We start from the raw sequence: 14,689 nt of genomic DNA, 5'->3' as shown, positions 1-14,689 counted from the left end.
CACGTCACTCACACCATAAACTCCGTCATCCCGGCGCACGCTGGAATCTCACGCCGCGAGGGCGCGCTTCGTAACGGGGAGAGCTCAGCTTTTGCTGAGGTGACGGAAATGGGGGCCCTCACGACACGCGCGCCCACGGCCGGCCGCTAGCGGTTTCTTCTGCGACCATCTGCGCCTGCTGTTCGCGCAAATGCCACGGCATCTCCTCGAACACGCCATCGAACAGCGTATCGAGCGGCTGGTGCAGCCCGTGCCCCAGGATACCGTTCTGTTCGGCTTCCTTCTGCGCGCGCTTCACCTCTTCGGCCAATTCCTTGTCCTGTGCGGCATGCCGATCCTCGTCCCATTCGCCGATGGCGATCAGATGGTCCTTCAGCCGCCGAATCGGATCGCCCAGCGGCCAGGCATTGGGCTCGCCTTCGCTGCGATACTGGCCGGGATCGTCCGAGGTAGAATGGCCTTCGGCGCGATAGGTGAAATGCTCGATTAGCGTCGGCCCCTGATTGGTCCGCGCACGCTCCGCCGCCCAGGCAGTAGCGGCATAGACGGCGAGCGCATCATTGCCGTCGACGCGCAAGCCGGCAAAGCCATAGCCCACCGCGCGTGCCGCGAACGTGGTCGATTCGGCACCGGCAAAGCCCGAAAAGCTCGAAATCGCCCACTGATTGTTGACCACGTTGAAGATCACCGGCGCACGGTAAACACTGGCGAAGGTGCAGGCGGAATGGAAATCGCCCTCCGCCGTGCTGCCATCGCCGCACCAGGTGGCGGCGATGCGCGTGTCGCCCTTGGCGGCGCTGGCCATCGCCCAGCCGACGGCTTGCGGATATTGCGTGGTGAGATTGCCCGAGATCGAGAAGAACCCCGCCTCGCGCACCGAATACATGATCGGCAGCTGCTTGCCCTGCAGCCGATCCGCGGTGTTCGAATAGATCTGGTTCATCATATCGACCATCGACCAGCCGCGTGCGATCAGCAGGCCCTGCTGGCGATAGGAGGGGAAGCACATATCCTCGTAATCCAGCGCATAAGCGGCGGACACGGCCACTGCCTCCTCGCCGGTGCACTTCATGTAGAAGCTGGTCTTGCCCTGGCGCTGCGCGCGGAACATGCGTTCGTCGAACGCGCGGACCAAAGCCATGCTGCGCAGCATGGCACGCAGCGTATCAGGCGCGAGACGCGGGTTCCACGGGCCGACCGCCTGACCATCATCATCAAGCACGCGGACCAATTCATAAGCGAGATCGGTAAAGCTGCCCGCCGCGTCCGCGGTATCGGGGCGGCGCGCACTGCCCGCCGGCGGCACACGCATGGCGGCGAAATCGACCGCATCGCCGGGGCGGAACTTCGGTTCGGGGACGTACAGCGCCAAAGGCTGCAAATTGCTGCGCCCTGCCGTGCCGCTTGCTGCGTCGCTGGCCATGAATTCTCCAAAATGCCCGCTTGCTTGAACTGAGCGGACTCGCTGTGCGGCTCTTGTTATAAAATTTCAACGGGGATGGCGAGAGGGTGCGTGGCCCTCTCATTCCTCCCCCACCGGGGGGAGGACTAGGCGGTTACCGTCTGTTCGATCGTGCCAAAGATCGGGTGCCTCTTGTCGTCCTCGGCCCAGATCCGGACCGTGTCCCCCGCTTTGAGGAACGGAGTGACGGCCTGCCCGCCGGTGAGCATCTCCACCGTGCGCAGCTCGGCGAGGCACGAATAGCCCACCCCGCCCGCCGCGATCGGCTTGCCCGGGCCGCCATCGGCATCGCGGTTGGAGATGGTGCCCGAGCCGATGATCGTGCCCGCGCCCAGCTTGCGCGTCTTGGCGGCATGCGCGATCAGCGTGCCGAAATCGAACGTCATATCTTCGCCCGCCTCGGCGCGGCCGAACGGCTGGCCGTTGAGATCGACCATCAGCTTGCGGTGCACTTTGCCGTCCCGCCACCAATCGCCCAGTGCGTCGGGCGTGACAAACACGGGCGAGAACGCGCTGGCCGGCTTTGACTGGACGAAGCCGAAGCCTTTGGCCAGTTCGCCCGGGATCAGGTTGCGCAACGACACATCGTTGGTCAGCCCGATCAGTCGCACCGCCGCCAACGCCTCGTCGCAGCTCGCACCAAGCGGCACATCGCCGGTAACGACGACAACTTCCGCCTCGAGATCGCAACCCCAGCCTTCATCGGCGAGCGGGATCGGATCGCGCGGGCCGAGAAAACCATCGCTGCCGCCCTGATACATCAACGGATCGTGCCAGAACGTGTCGGGCATGTCCGCCGCGCGCGCCTGCCGCACCAGCGCGACATGGTTCACGTAGGCCGAACCATCCAGCCATTGATACGCGCGGGGCAGCGGGGCTGCCGCGTCATGCTCGTGGAAGCGCCGCATCGGGATCATCTCATGTTCGAGATCCGTCGCGAGATTCTGCAGATCGGGCAGTAGCCGATCCCAGTCATCGAGCGCGGCCTGCAACGTAGGCACGATATGGCCGGCATCCGCATACCAGGCGAGATCGTTCGAAACGACGACGAGCTTGCCGTCGCGGGCATGTTTGAGGCTCGCCAGTTTCATGATGCTCTCCTGTTTTCTGTTCCCACCTTAGTCCTCCTACGCCCCCCGCGAAAGGCGCGATCACGGAGATGACTTGACGCTTGCGGAAGCCTCGCACACATTCACCAAAACAAAAGTTATAGGAGAGCTTTATGTCGCTCGACACCGTCGCCGGTCGCTTTGCATATACCGAGGATCACGAAGCGTTCCGACAAACCGTGCGCCAGTTCTTGCAGAAGGAAGGCGTGCCCAACGTCAACGCCTGGGAAGAGGCACGGTTGGTGCCCAAGGACTTCTGGATCAAGGCCGGCGCGATCGGCATGCTGTGCCCCACGGTGCCGGAGGCCTATGGCGGGCTGGGGCTGGACTTCGGGTATAATGCAATTGTCGACGAGGAGATGGCCTATACCGGCGTACCGGCCGGCTTCTCGCTGCAATCGGATATCGTGGCGGGCTATATCGAACATTATGGCTCCGAGGAGCAGAAGGCCGAATGGCTGCCCAAGATGGTTTCAGGCGAGGTGATCACCGCCATCGCCATGACCGAGCCCGGCACCGGATCGGACCTGCAGGCGATCCGCACCACCGCTAAAAAGGACGGCAATCATTACGTCCTCAATGGCTCCAAAACCTATATCACCAATGGTCAGAACACCGATCTGACATTGGTCGTTGCCAAGACCGACCCCACCGCCGTGCCGGCGTGGAAGGGCATGTCGATCATCCTCGTCGAAAGCGATCGCGAGGGCTTCAAAAAGGGCCGCAAGCTCGACAAGATCGGGCAGGACGCCGCCGATACGAGCGAATTGTTCTTCGAGGACGTGCGCGTGCCGATCACCAATTGTCTGGGCGATGAGGGCAAGGGCTTCATCTATCTGATGAGCCAGCTGCCGCAGGAGCGGCTGAGCATCGCCGTGTCGGTGCAGGCCTCGGCGCAGAAGGCGTTCGACGAGACGGTGGAATTCACCAAGACGCGCAAGGCGTTTGCCGGGATGGTGTTCGATTTCCAGAATACCCGCTTCGTGCTCGCCGATCTCAAGGCCAAATTGCAAGTCGGCTGGGCGCATCTCGATTGGGCCATTACCCGCCATTTGAAGGGCGAGCTGACCAACGAAGAGGGCGCGGCGGCAAAGCTGTGGCACACCGATCTGCAATGGGAAGTGATGGACGCCTGTCTGCAGTTGCATGGCGGCGCCGGCTATATGAACGAATATCCCATTGCCCGCGCCTGGCGCGCGGCGCGCGTGACGCGCATCTTCGGCGGCACCAACGAGATCATGAAGGAACTGATCGGGCGTTCGCTGTAACGCCGTTGCGCTTGATCGCATCGGGGCACCAGCGCTCTTGCGGAAATAGCGCCAAAACGGCATGATGGCTGCCCGATGACTATTCCACCGCCAGACGGTTCGCGTGACAGGCGGATAGAGGATTCCACCAATCTCTGGGTGATCCACCCCCTGTCCCGCGCGCTGCTGCCCGTCGCGTTGCGCCTGGGCATCTCGGCCAACATGGTCTCCTTGGCCGGACTCGCGCTTGGTGCCGCCGCCGCTTATGCGTTTGCACATTGGAGCGATCCGCTGGCGGTGATCGCCGGCCTGCTCCTGTCGATCGGCTGGCTGATTGCCGATGGATTGGACGGCATGATCGCGCGCGCCACCAAGACCGCCTCGGCTTTTGGGCGCTTGCTCGACGGCTTGTGCGATCACGGCGTGTTCGCCTTGTTCTATCTGACGCTGGCGGCGACACTGGGCACGCTCGAAGCGTGGGCATTGGCCATCGTCGCGGGCCTGGCGCACGCGCTGCAATCAAATCTGTTCGAGGGCGAGCGCACCCGCTTCCACCGCCGCGTCCGCGGCGACAGCGGCACCGCGCCGCCGCCGCGCACCGGCAGTCAGCTCGAAAAGCTCTACGATGCCGTCTCACGCGGGGTGGACGGGCTGGCCGAGCCGTTCGATCGGGCGCTTGCCGCCAGCCGCGATCCGCAGCGTCTTGGCGCCGATTATGGCGCGCGGGCGGCGGCGCCGATGAAGCTGATGGCGTTCGAAAGCGCCAACATGCGCGTCGTCGCGATGTTCCTCGCCTGCCTCGCCGGCAACCCGCGTTTATTCTGGTGGTTCGAAATCGTACCACTCACGCTCTTGCTAGGTGCTACCTTGTTCTGGCATCGGCGCGTGGAAGCGGCGCTGGCGCATCCCGTACGCGCCGCACCCGTCAACACCTGAACACCGGCCAGTGCTGCCGATCCCCCTTTTAGACTCTAAGGATTCCCTCCAGCCATGAATACCATCAACGTCGCCGTGATCGGCATCGGCAATTGCGCCAGCTCGCTGGTGCAGGGCCTGGCCTTCTACCACCAGGGGCAGAACGACCATGTCGGGCTGATGCATTGGGATCTGGGCGGATACAAGCCGAGCGACATCAAGGTCGTCGCTGCGTGGGACGTCGATGCGCGCAAGGTCGGCGTGGATGTGTCCGAGGCGATCTTTGCCAAGCCCAATTGCACCGCGATCTTCTGTGCCGATGTGCCGGCGAGCGGCGTGAAAGTACAGATGGGCAATGTGCTCGACGGCGTTGCCGAGCATATGGCCGATTACAAGGATGATCGCACCTTCATCGTCGCCGATCAGCCGCAGCCAAGCAAGGCCGACGTGGTCGCGGCGCTGCGCGCCAGCGGCGCGCACGTGCTGATGAATTATCTCCCCGTGGGCAGCCAGAAGGCGACCGAATTCTACGCCGAATGCGCGATCGAAGCGGGCGTCGCCTTCGTCAACAACATCCCGGTGTTTATCGCCAGCGATGAAGCATGGGCCAAGAAGTTCACCGACGCCGGCGTGCCGATCGTCGGCGATGACATCAAGGCGCAGCTTGGCGCGACGATCGTGCACCGCGTGCTGACCGATCTGTTCGCCAAGCGCGGTGTGAAGCTGGAGCGGACGTACCAGCTCAACACCGGCGGCAATACCGACTTCCTCAACATGTCCAATCATCGCCGGCTGGAATCGAAGAAGATCTCCAAGACCGAGGCGGTGCAGTCGGTCGCGGCGGAGCGGCTCGATGACGACAACGTGCATATCGGCCCGTCCGATTACGTGCCGTGGCAGAACGACAACAAGGTCTGCTTCCTGCGCATGGAAGGCACGATGTTCGGCGGCGTGCCGATGAACCTCGAGATGCGCCTGTCGGTCGAGGACAGCCCCAATTCGGCGGGCGTCGCCATCGACATGATCCGTTGCGCCAAGATCGCCAGCGATCGTGGCCTGGCTGGCCCGGTCCATCCCGCCTCGGCCTATTTCTGCAAGCACCCCCCGATCCAGATGACCGACGATCTGGCGCAACAGGCGGTCGAAGACTTCATCGCCGCCGCCGCCTGACGCCACGCATGACGATCACTACCTGCGTGGTGCTCGCCGCCGGCGCGGGCACCCGCTTGCGCGATGCAGCAGAGTCGAAGCCCTTGTGCAAGGTCGCCGGCAACCCGCTGCTCGACCACGCGATCGAGCGGCTTGCCGCAGCGGGCATCACGCATGTGATCGTCACGACGGGCTACCGCGCCGAAGCGATCGAAGCACATCTGGCCGCACGTGACTGGCCCGTAACGGTGGAAACGGCGCGGACGCTTGACTGGCGCCAGCCTAACGGCGTCTCCGCGCTCGCTGCCGCGCCTCTGCTAAACGGTGCTGAGACGTTGCTGGTGATGTGCGACCACCTCGTCGATCCGGCCTTATATGCGCGGATGGCCAAGGCCGGCGCAGGCGAGGGCCTGCGGCTGGGCATCGACCGGCGGCTGGGTCATCCCTGGGTCGATCCGCTCGACGTGACCTGCGTCGCCACAGATGGCCAGCGCATCACCGCGATCGGCAAGGAAATGGCGCCGCACGATTGCTACGATACCGGCGTATTCGCGGTCGGTCTGGCCTTTTTCGCCACGCTTGAGGCGCTAGAGTCTCCCTCGATCACCGAAGCGGTCCGCGCGCTGATTACCCGGGGCACCGCACTTACCGTCGATTGCAGCGATCTCGATTGGATCGACGTCGATGATCCCAAGGCGCTGGGCGCCGCCACGTCATGGCTGCAGGCCCCCGCCCCGTAGCGACGTTCAACTCCGTCCGTAGCCGGTATAAGGCGAAATTATTTACTAATCTGCCTCAATACAAAGTTTTTCCCGCGTATTTGGGATCTCTCGTGATTAAATTGCTGCCATCGTTGCGCGCTATCCTGATCGGCGTTGCGTATTTCCTGTGCGCGGCCGCCTCCGTGCGCTTTACGCGATTCGACGGCGGCGTCGCGTTCATCTGGGTAGCGAACGCGCTGCTGATCGTCGAACTTTCGCTGCATCGGCCGAAAAGGTGGCCAGCGACACTGCTCTGCAGCGCGCTCGCCAGCGCCGCCGCAACGATCATTTTCGGCCTCGGCGTGGTCGCCGCACCCGCCGTCACGCTGGCCGTGATGTTAGAGGCGGCCGCCGCCGCATGGTTACTGCGGCGGTGGCGCGGCGGTCGACTCGATCTCGGCTCGATGGAAGGTTTTGTCGTTTTTGCGGCGGTCGCCGGTTTGATCGCGCCATTGGCCGGCGCGATCGGGGGAGCGGCGGCAATCGCGCTCGCCACGGGAAGCCCATTCTGGAACAACGCCTTGCACTGGTACGTGGGCCATGCGCTGGGCAACATCCTGTTCGCCCCGATCCTGGTGCTGATCATGACCGGGGATCTGCAACGCGAGTTCGGCCGCCTTCGCAAGGGTCGCCGAGTCGAGGCGCTGGCCTTGTCACTCACCGTCATCATCGTGAGTGCCGGTGTCTTTGCGCAGGAGGTTTTCCCGGTCCTGTTTCTCCCCTTGCTGCCGATGATGCTGGCGGCGTTTCGTTTCGGCCGGATCGGCAGCGCGGTGTCGATCGTGCTGCTGGCGCTGGTCGGTGGTGCGCTGACGCTGGCCGGGCATGGCCCGGTGCAGATGATTCAAGCCTCCGTCGGCATGAAGGTGCTGTTCTTCCAATCCTTTATTGTCTTTACTGCGTTCCTCACGCTGCCCGTGGCGGCCGTGTTGCAACAAAGCGCAGGACTGTTTCGTGCGCTGCGGGAAAGCGAATCGCGGTACCGCTTGCTGGCCGATCGCTCGAGCGATGTGATCGTCAATCTCGATCGCGGTGGCCGCATCCGATATATCTCGCCGTCGGTGGCCGAATTATCTGGCCATGATCCGGCGCTGTTGATCGGCACGCACGCCAGTCAGCTCGTCTTGGATGAGGACCGCGAGGCACTGGCGGATACACAGCGTCGTGCGCTCGCCGATCCCGGCACGACCATCATCCTCGAATATCGTGGACTGACCGCCGCCGGCGCGACGATCTGGTGCGAGACGCACACGCGTGGCGTTACCGACGAGCAGGATCGCGTCATCGGCTCGGTCAGCCAAATCCGCGATATCACGCACCACAAGAGGGTCGCCGCGGCGCTTGCACGTGCCGCGCAGACCGATCCGCTAACCGGCCTGCCCAACCGCCGGGCCTTTGATGCGGTGCTCGATCGCCGCATCGACGAGGTCCGCAACGGGCAAGGCACAGGCTGCTGCGCGATTCTGGATCTCGATTATTTCAAGCAGGTAAACGACCGCCACGGGCACGAAGCCGGCGACCGCGTGCTGCGGCGATTCGCGGACGTGGCTACCGCCTCGCTGCGCGACGGCGACGTCATCGCGCGGCTTGGCGGCGAGGAGTTCGGCATGCTCTTATGGGGCGCCGACCTGGGCGAGGCGCTGAGCGTTTGCGAACGCTTGCGACGCGACGTGGAAGATTTGAGGATTGCGACCGATACGGGGGACACGATCGGTTTCACGCTCAGTGGCGGCCTGGTACCGATCACCGCGGGCCGAACGCGCCACGATCTGCTGCGCCGCGCCGACGCGGCCTTGTACCGTGCCAAACATGCCGGGCGGAACCGACTGGTCGCGGCCGGCTGAGCGCCCGAAGACCTTGTTTCTACTGCGTGCCGGTCTCGCCGGCGGATTAATACTTGTCCGCCCCAACGCCGAGCCATGGATCACGTTGCGCCGGACAGCTGCGGAAGCTCCCCGCTAATCAAAAGGGGCAACGCGATCATCTCGCGCTGCCCCTTCTTGGTATTGGGTCGTCGAGGGAGCGATCAAAGCTTCTCGGTCAGCTCCGGCACGACCTTGAACAGATCGCCGACCAGGCCCAGATCCGCGACCTGGAAGATCGGCGCGTCTTCGTCCTTATTGATCGCAATGATCGTCTTGCTGTCCTTCATGCCTGCCAAATGCTGGATGGCGCCCGAAATGCCGATCGCGACATATACTTCGGGAGCCACAATCTTGCCCGTCTGGCCGACCTGATAATCGTTTGGCGCATAGCCCGCATCGACGGCGGCACGGCTGGCGCCGACGCCGGCGCCAAGCTTGTCAGCAAGCGGATCGATCAGCGCGTGGAACTGCTCGCCCGAGCCGAGCGCACGCCCACCCGATACGATGACCTTGGCACTGGTCAGTTCGGGACGCTCGGACTTGGCGATCTCGCTGCCAACATAGGTCGAGACGCCCGCATCACCGGTCGTCGCGATCGCTTCGATCGTGCCCGAACCGCCTTCGGTCGCAGCCTTTTCGAACGCCGTGCCGCGCACGGTGATGACCTTTTTGGCATCCTTGGTCTGCACCGTGGCGATGGCGTTGCCGGCGTAGATCGGCCGCGTGAACGTGTCTTCCGACTCGACCGATAGAATATCCGAAATCTGCATCACATCGAGCAGAGCCGCCACGCGCGGCGCGATGTTCTTGCCGCCCGAAGTGGCGGGGAACAGCACGGCGTCGTGATGGCCCATTAATTGGACGATCAGCGGCGCGACGTTCTCGGCCAGCGCGTGCGCATAGGCTGCGTCATCGGCAACATGAACCTTGCCCACGCCGGCGATCTTGGCGGCTTCCGCCGCAACCGTATCGACGCCTTGGCCAGCGACGATCAGATGAACTTCGCCTAATTGCGAGGCGGCGGTGACCACGGCGAGCGTGGCGTCCTTAACGGTGGTGCCGTCATGTTCGACCCAGACGAGCGTCTTCATTTCGCGACTCCCATTGCCTTCAACTTGCCGACCAACTCATCGACATCGGCGACCTTGATGCCGGCCGAGCGCTTTGCCGGCTCGACCACCTTGAGCGTGGTCAGGCGCGGGGCGATATCGACGCCGTAATCGGCCGCCGTCTTCTGCGCCATCGGCTTGGACTTGGCCTTCATGATGTTGGGCAGCGAGGCATAACGCGGTTCGTTCAGCCGCAGATCGACGGTGATGATCGCCGGCAGCTTGAGCGTCTCGATCTCGGCACCGCCATCCACTTCACGCGTCACGGTTACGCTGTCGGCAGCGAGCTCAACCTTCGAGGCGAACGTCGCCTGGCCAACGCCGAGCAGACCTGCCAGCATCTGCCCGGTCTGGTTGTTGTCGTCGTCGATTGCCTGCTTGCCAAGGATCACCAGACCCGGCTTTTCCTCGTCGACGATCGCTTTGAGCAGCTTGGCGACACCGAGCGGCTCGATCCTCTCTTCCGAAACGACCAGGATCGCGCGATCCGCGCCCATGGCGAGCGCGGTGCGGAGCGTTTCCTGCGACTTTTGCTCGCCGATCGAGACGACGACGATTTCCGTCACGCCCTTGTCTTTCAGCCGAATCGCTTCTTCGACCGCGATCTCGTCGAACGGGTTCATGCTCATCTTGACGTTCGCCAGATCGACGCCCGTCCCATCCGCTTTCACGCGGGGCTTCACGTTGTAATCAAGCACACGCTTGACCGGCACTATGACTTTCATCTGCAATTCCACTCCAAAGTTTCTAGCCGCTTCCTGGGGAGGCGCGGTCAATTCGAGAGTTCGAGGCGCCGTTCGATGCGGTCGAGCCGATCGCGAACGCCGTCGAGCTGGACCTGTAGATGCGCCGAAATCTCGGCATCGTTTACCTGATCCCGGCGCAGACCGATGACGGCAGCATGGGTGTCGCCCTGCCGCGTCTTGACGTCCCGCAGATCGCGCTCGATGCGATCGAGCGTGGCCTGGAAACGTTTGAGATGCTCCAGGATCAGGTTCTCGACAGTCTCAGTCATCCGACACCCATAACACGATTTACGCCGCCTTCTGCACCTCCGCGACGATCTTGCGCGCGGCATCGCCCAGATCGTTGGCGGGTACGATCGCCAGGCCCGAATTGGAGAGGATGCGCTTGCCCTCTTCCACGTTGGTGCCTTCCAGACGAACCACCAGCGGCACCGAAAGGTTCACTTCCTTGGCCGCGGCGACGATGCCGTCGGCGATGATGTCGCACTTCATGATACCGCCGAAGATGTTGACCAGGATGCCCTTCACCGCGGGATCGCTGAGAATGATCTTGAACGCCGCCGTCACCTTCTCGGTCGTGGCGCCGCCGCCGACGTCGAGGAAGTTGGCCGGGAACATGCCGTTCAGCTTGATGATGTCCATCGTCGCCATGGCGAGGCCCGCGCCGTTGACCATGCAGCCGATATCGCCATCGAGCTTGATATAGGCGAGATCATATTTTGAGGCTTCGAGCTCGGCGGGATCTTCCTCCGTCTCGTCGCGGAGTTCCATCAGATCCTTGTGGCGGAACATGGCGTTGCCATCGAACGCCACCTTCGCGTCGAGCACGAGCAACTGGCCCTGCTTGGTCACCGCCAGCGGGTTGATCTCGATCTGCTCGGCATCGGTGCCGATGAACGCGTCATACAGCTTGGAGGCAGTGCTGGATGCCTGCTTGGCGAGATCGCCGTCCAGACCCAGCGCATTGGCCACGGCGCGGCCATGATGCGGCATGAAGCCGGTCGCCGGATCGATATCGAACGTCTGGATCTTCTCCGGCGTGTCGTGCGCGACGGTTTCGATGTCCATACCGCCCTCGGTCGAGACGACCATCGAGACGCGGCCGGTGGCGCGGTTCACGAGCAAGGCGAGATAGAATTCTTTCTCGATATCGGCGCCGTCAGTGACGTACAGGCGATTGACCTGCTTGCCGGCATCGCCGGTCTGGATCGTCACCAGCGTGTTGCCGAGCATGTCGGTGGCCGCGGCGCGGACTTCCTCCTCGCTCCAGGCGAGACGCACGCCGCCCTTGGCTTCCGGCCGCAGCTCGACGAACTTGCCCTTGCCGCGACCGCCGGCATGGATCTGCGACTTCACGACATACAGCGGCCCGGGCAGCTTCTTCGATGCTTCGACGGCTTCTTCGACGGTCAGCGCGGCAAAGCCTGCGGGAACCGGAACGCCGTATTTCGCGAGCACTTCCTTGGCCTGATATTCATGAATGTTCATGGCGCGAGAGCCTTTCGATGGAATGGGTTTGCAGCGGCCTTAAGCACAGGCGAGCGGCTGAATCCACCCTTTCGCTACAGCGTGAACCCGGTTGCGCACAATGCGGCACTGCTGGAAACGACTGAAACGATCTGCGGGTCGTCCAGTTCGCGCAGGCGCTTGAGCACGTCTGTTGCGCCATCCTTGCCGCCCGCCCCGCCGGATGCCTTGCCGATCGCGGCGAGCTGCCGGAGCTGGGTGATCGATAGTCGATCGGCCATGCGCGGTGCCATGCACGCGGCCATCTTGGGCGAAAGCCCAGCCTTGATCAGGCCCGCGCGAGTCTGCGACTCCGGGCTGGAGCAGGCGGCCAGTGCCGCACAGGCCGGCAACAGCAAAAACGACGGACGCATCAGCTTAACCTCGCAACCACGGTGCATGACCGCTATATGCCTGCGATGCACTGGGCAACCGGCCTTCTCCTGTTCGTCGCCACCGTCCTCGGGATGGAAGGCTTTGCTTATGTCGCGCATCGCTGGCTGATGCACGGGCCGGGCTGGTTTCTGCACGAAAGCCATCATCGCCCGCGCCACGGCAATTGGGAGCTCAACGATCTGTATGCGGCGATCTTCGCCGTGCCGTCGATCATGTTGCTGCTTGGCGGCGTGCAGCTCGGCTGGTGGCCGGGCTTCGCCTGGATCGGCGCGGGCATCGCTGCCTATGGCGCGATCTATTTCGGCTTTCACGACGTGATCGTGCACAAACGGCTGGCGCACCGGTATCTGCCTAAATCGACTTATATGAAGCGCATCATCCAGGCGCACCGCTTGCACCATGTGGTCGAGACCAAGCACGGCACGGTTAGCTTCGGCTTTTTGTGGGCACCCAAGCCGGAGGATCTCAAAGCCGAGCTCAAGCGTCGCAATCGTGTAGGCGTGCGTGCCCCCGTCGGCGCTCCGGCGGAGCATGAAACCGACCCCGTCGATTGACTGAAGGTTCATTGTTCTTCGCGCTGGCGGTGCCGGCGGTGATTCTGCTCGGCCTGGCCAAAGGCGGCTTTGCCGGCATGGGGGCGCTCTCACTGCCGATGCTCGCTTTGGCCATCTCGCCGGTGCGCGCCGCGGCGATCTTGCTGCCGATCCTGATCGTGCAGGATGTGGTCGGCGTGTGGGCATTCCGGAATAGCTGGGACCGCTATGTGCTGGCCTGGACGCTGCCCGGCGCGGTGATCGGCATCGCGCTCGGCTATTTGTTTGCCGCGCAAGTCTCGCCTGATGCCGTGCTCGGGTTGGTCGGCGCGATCTCCGTGCTGTTCGGTGGCTACCGCTTGTGGCGCGAGCGCGGGCATGCGGTGACCTCCGCCACCAACGCGCCGGGCTGGGTCGGCGCGCTGTGCGGGATGGCCTCGGGCTTTACCAGCCAAGTGGCGCACGCCGGCCAGCCGCCGTTCCAGCTCTGGGTGCTGCCACGCCGCCTGCCGCGCGACGTGCTGGTCGGCACGACGGCGATCTTCTTTGCCGCGGTCAACTGGATCAAGGTGCCGGCCTATTGGGCGCTCGGCCAGTTCGACCGCGCCAATATGGTCGCGGCCGGGCTGCTCATGCCGATCGCCATCCTCTCCACGCTGGCCGGCGTGTGGCTGGTCCGCCGCATCGCACCGGAGCGATTCTACACCGCAATCTACGGGCTGATGATGCTGGTGGGGGCGAAGCTGATCTGGGACGCACTGGTCTAGGACGAGGGCGGCCGAGGAACGGATTTCGCGCTAAGACGCAAAGACGCGAAGATGTGCGCCGCAGGGCCGACACCGGTCCGCCAGGCGTCTTCGCGCGAAAAACTTCCCTGCCGGTCAGTCGAACAGGCTGGACACCGAGCTTTCATCCGCGATGCGGCGGATCGCCTCGGCCAGCAGCGGCGCGATGGTCAGGTGGCGGATGCGCTTGGCATCCTTGATCACCTCGTGGCTGCCGATCGAATCGGTGATGACCAGTTCCTCCAGCGCCGAGCCCTCGACGCGCGCCACTGCGCCACCCGACAGCACGCCGTGCGTGCAATAAGCGACCACGCCGACCGCCCCCGCCTGTTTCAGCGCTGCGGCGGCGTTGCACAAGGTGCCCGCCGAATCGACGATATCGTCGATCAGGATGCAGAACCGCCCCTCGACCTCGCCGATGATGTTCATCACTTCGGATTCGCCCGCGCGTTCACGGCGCTTGTCGACAATGGCCAGCGGCGCGTTGTCGAGCCGCTTGGCCAGCGCACGCGCACGCACCACACCGCCCACGTCGGGCGAGACGACCATCAGATTGCGCTCGCCAAAGCGCGTGAGGATATCCGCCGACATGACCGGCGCGCCGTACAGATTGTCGGTCGGGATATCGAAGAAGCCCTGGATCTGCCCGGCGTGCAGATCGACCGAGAGCACGCGATCGGCGCCCGCCACGGTGATCATGTTGGCGACCAATTTGGCCGAGATCGGCGTGCGGGGCCCCGGTTTGCGATCCTGCCGGGCATAGCCGAAATAGGGAATGACGGCGGTGATGCGCTTGGCCGAGGCGCGTTTCAGCGCATCGATCATGATCAGCAATTCCATCAGATTGTCGTTCGCCGGATAGCCCGTCGATTGCAGCACAAAGACGTCCTCGCCGCGGACATTTTCCTGAATCTCGACGAAAATCTCCTCGTCGGCGAAGCGGCGCACGCTGGCCTTGGTCAGCTCGAGTTCGAGATACCGCGCGACATCGCGCGCAAGCGGCAGGTTCGCATTGCCGGTTAAAAGTTTCATGGTTGCGATCTCCCTGCGGTCTGAGCGCGATCCTTTAGGGGCGAATCGCCGAGCGTAAAGGGGGCATTGCCCGG

15 protein-coding genes are annotated in these 14,689 nt (G+C 63.7%); 7 read left to right on the top strand and 8 right to left on the bottom strand.

Features of this window, described 5'->3' with window-relative positions:
* Window positions 1-118 precede the first annotated feature (118 nt).
* Together ABC969_RS15380 and ABC969_RS15375 are read right to left on the bottom strand one after the other, a co-directional pair.
* Window positions 119-1,423 (bottom strand): thiamine pyrophosphate-dependent enzyme, encoded by a 1,305-nt coding sequence (locus ABC969_RS15380; protein ID WP_345866032.1) that lies wholly within the window; start codon window positions 1,421-1,423, stop codon window positions 119-121.
* A gap of 125 nt (window positions 1,424-1,548) precedes the next feature.
* Complete coding sequence (locus tag ABC969_RS15375; RefSeq protein WP_345866031.1) at window positions 1,549-2,553, bottom strand: fumarylacetoacetate hydrolase family protein; 1,005 nt, start codon at window positions 2,551-2,553, stop codon at window positions 1,549-1,551.
* Between the two features lie 131 nt (window positions 2,554-2,684).
* Here ABC969_RS15375 and ABC969_RS15370 point away from each other — a divergent pair, with 131 nt between their 5' ends.
* From ABC969_RS15370 to ABC969_RS15350, 5 genes are all read left to right on the top strand, one after another.
* Window positions 2,685-3,839, top strand: coding sequence for an acyl-CoA dehydrogenase family protein (locus tag ABC969_RS15370; protein ID WP_345866030.1), 1,155 nt, complete (start codon window positions 2,685-2,687; stop codon window positions 3,837-3,839).
* 75 nt (window positions 3,840-3,914) lie between these two features.
* Entirely contained in the window at window positions 3,915-4,754 is an 840-nt protein-coding gene (locus ABC969_RS15365; RefSeq protein ID WP_345866029.1) for a CDP-alcohol phosphatidyltransferase family protein, read from the top strand.
* A 54-nt stretch (window positions 4,755-4,808) separates the two neighbouring features.
* Entirely contained in the window at window positions 4,809-5,903 is a 1,095-nt protein-coding gene (locus ABC969_RS15360) for an inositol-3-phosphate synthase (protein WP_345866028.1), read from the top strand.
* 8 nt (window positions 5,904-5,911) lie between these two features.
* Complete coding sequence (locus ABC969_RS15355; protein WP_345866027.1) at window positions 5,912-6,622, top strand: phosphocholine cytidylyltransferase family protein; 711 nt, start codon at window positions 5,912-5,914, stop codon at window positions 6,620-6,622.
* Window positions 6,623-6,714: 92 nt separating this feature from the next.
* The gene (locus tag ABC969_RS15350; RefSeq protein WP_345866026.1) at window positions 6,715-8,487 is read left to right on the top strand and encodes a sensor domain-containing diguanylate cyclase; all 1,773 of its coding nucleotides are present in this window, start codon (window positions 6,715-6,717) and stop codon (window positions 8,485-8,487) included.
* A 182-nt stretch (window positions 8,488-8,669) separates the two neighbouring features.
* Here the strand turns inward: ABC969_RS15350 and ABC969_RS15345 are convergent, their stop codons facing one another.
* The 5 genes from ABC969_RS15345 to ABC969_RS15325 form a co-directional block, all read right to left on the bottom strand.
* Window positions 8,670-9,599 carry an electron transfer flavoprotein subunit alpha/FixB family protein gene (locus ABC969_RS15345; protein WP_345866025.1) on the bottom strand — a complete coding sequence of 310 codons (930 nt, stop codon included), beginning with the start codon at window positions 9,597-9,599 and terminating at the stop codon, window positions 8,670-8,672.
* Window positions 9,596-10,342 (bottom strand): electron transfer flavoprotein subunit beta/FixA family protein, encoded by a 747-nt coding sequence (locus tag ABC969_RS15340; protein WP_345866024.1) that lies wholly within the window; start codon window positions 10,340-10,342, stop codon window positions 9,596-9,598. The genes ABC969_RS15345 and ABC969_RS15340 overlap by 4 nt, the downstream gene beginning before the upstream one ends.
* Before the next feature lie 47 nt (window positions 10,343-10,389).
* Window positions 10,390-10,632 (bottom strand): hypothetical protein, encoded by a 243-nt coding sequence (locus tag ABC969_RS15335; protein WP_345866023.1) that lies wholly within the window; start codon window positions 10,630-10,632, stop codon window positions 10,390-10,392.
* Between the two features lie 19 nt (window positions 10,633-10,651).
* The gene (gene sucC, locus ABC969_RS15330) at window positions 10,652-11,851 is read right to left on the bottom strand and encodes an ADP-forming succinate--CoA ligase subunit beta (RefSeq protein ID WP_345866022.1); all 1,200 of its coding nucleotides are present in this window, start codon (window positions 11,849-11,851) and stop codon (window positions 10,652-10,654) included.
* Between the two features lie 74 nt (window positions 11,852-11,925).
* Window positions 11,926-12,243: a hypothetical protein gene (locus ABC969_RS15325; protein WP_345866021.1), complete on the bottom strand. Its 318-nt coding sequence runs from the start codon at window positions 12,241-12,243 to the stop codon at window positions 11,926-11,928.
* Window positions 12,244-12,288: 45 nt separating this feature from the next.
* Between ABC969_RS15325 and ABC969_RS15320 the strand changes: the two genes are divergently transcribed.
* Both ABC969_RS15320 and ABC969_RS15315 read left to right on the top strand, forming a co-directional pair.
* Window positions 12,289-12,819 (top strand): sterol desaturase family protein, encoded by a 531-nt coding sequence (locus ABC969_RS15320; RefSeq protein ID WP_345866092.1) that lies wholly within the window; start codon window positions 12,289-12,291, stop codon window positions 12,817-12,819.
* Window positions 12,816-13,565 carry a sulfite exporter TauE/SafE family protein gene (locus ABC969_RS15315; protein ID WP_345866020.1) on the top strand — a complete coding sequence of 250 codons (750 nt, stop codon included), beginning with the start codon at window positions 12,816-12,818 and terminating at the stop codon, window positions 13,563-13,565. Before ABC969_RS15320 ends, ABC969_RS15315 begins: the two co-directional genes overlap by 4 nt.
* 114 nt (window positions 13,566-13,679) lie before the next feature.
* On the opposite strand, the gene ABC969_RS15310 is transcribed toward ABC969_RS15315, so the two are convergent.
* A complete protein-coding gene (locus ABC969_RS15310) occupies window positions 13,680-14,615 on the bottom strand; it encodes a ribose-phosphate pyrophosphokinase (protein ID WP_345866019.1) in 936 nt (311 codons plus the stop codon).
* Window positions 14,616-14,689: the final 74 nt, after the last annotated feature.

Origin of the sequence: Sphingomonas qilianensis, assembly GCF_039614825.1 — a bacterium.
GTDB lineage: Bacteria > Pseudomonadota > Alphaproteobacteria > Sphingomonadales > Sphingomonadaceae > Sphingomonas > Sphingomonas qilianensis.
Note: the sequence above shows the minus strand (reverse complement) of the source record. Positions and strands in the feature narration are given on the sequence as shown.

Bases quoted from the DNA above. Each gene is read 5' to 3' on its own strand.
- ABC969_RS15380 (WP_345866032.1), bottom strand. From the start codon at position 1,423: ATGGCCAGCGACGCAGCAAGCGGCACGGCAGGGCGCAGCAATTTGCAG.
- ABC969_RS15360 (WP_345866028.1), top strand. From the start codon at position 4,809: ATGAATACCATCAACGTCGCCGTGATCGGCATCGGCAATTGCGCCAGC.
- ABC969_RS15375 (WP_345866031.1), bottom strand. From the start codon at position 2,553: ATGAAACTGGCGAGCCTCAAACATGCCCGCGACGGCAAGCTCGTCGTC.
- ABC969_RS15340 (WP_345866024.1), bottom strand. From the start codon at position 10,342: ATGAAAGTCATAGTGCCGGTCAAGCGTGTGCTTGATTACAACGTGAAG.
- ABC969_RS15370 (WP_345866030.1), top strand. From the start codon at position 2,685: ATGTCGCTCGACACCGTCGCCGGTCGCTTTGCATATACCGAGGATCAC.
- ABC969_RS15325 (WP_345866021.1), bottom strand. From the start codon at position 12,243: ATGCGTCCGTCGTTTTTGCTGTTGCCGGCCTGTGCGGCACTGGCCGCC.
- ABC969_RS15335 (WP_345866023.1), bottom strand. From the start codon at position 10,632: ATGACTGAGACTGTCGAGAACCTGATCCTGGAGCATCTCAAACGTTTC.
- ABC969_RS15310 (WP_345866019.1), bottom strand. From the start codon at position 14,615: ATGAAACTTTTAACCGGCAATGCGAACCTGCCGCTTGCGCGCGATGTC.
- ABC969_RS15320 (WP_345866092.1), top strand. From the start codon at position 12,289: ATGCACTGGGCAACCGGCCTTCTCCTGTTCGTCGCCACCGTCCTCGGG.
- ABC969_RS15355 (WP_345866027.1), top strand. From the start codon at position 5,912: ATGACGATCACTACCTGCGTGGTGCTCGCCGCCGGCGCGGGCACCCGC.
- ABC969_RS15345 (WP_345866025.1), bottom strand. From the start codon at position 9,599: ATGAAGACGCTCGTCTGGGTCGAACATGACGGCACCACCGTTAAGGAC.
- ABC969_RS15365 (WP_345866029.1), top strand. From the start codon at position 3,915: ATGACTATTCCACCGCCAGACGGTTCGCGTGACAGGCGGATAGAGGAT.
- sucC (WP_345866022.1), bottom strand. From the start codon at position 11,851: ATGAACATTCATGAATATCAGGCCAAGGAAGTGCTCGCGAAATACGGC.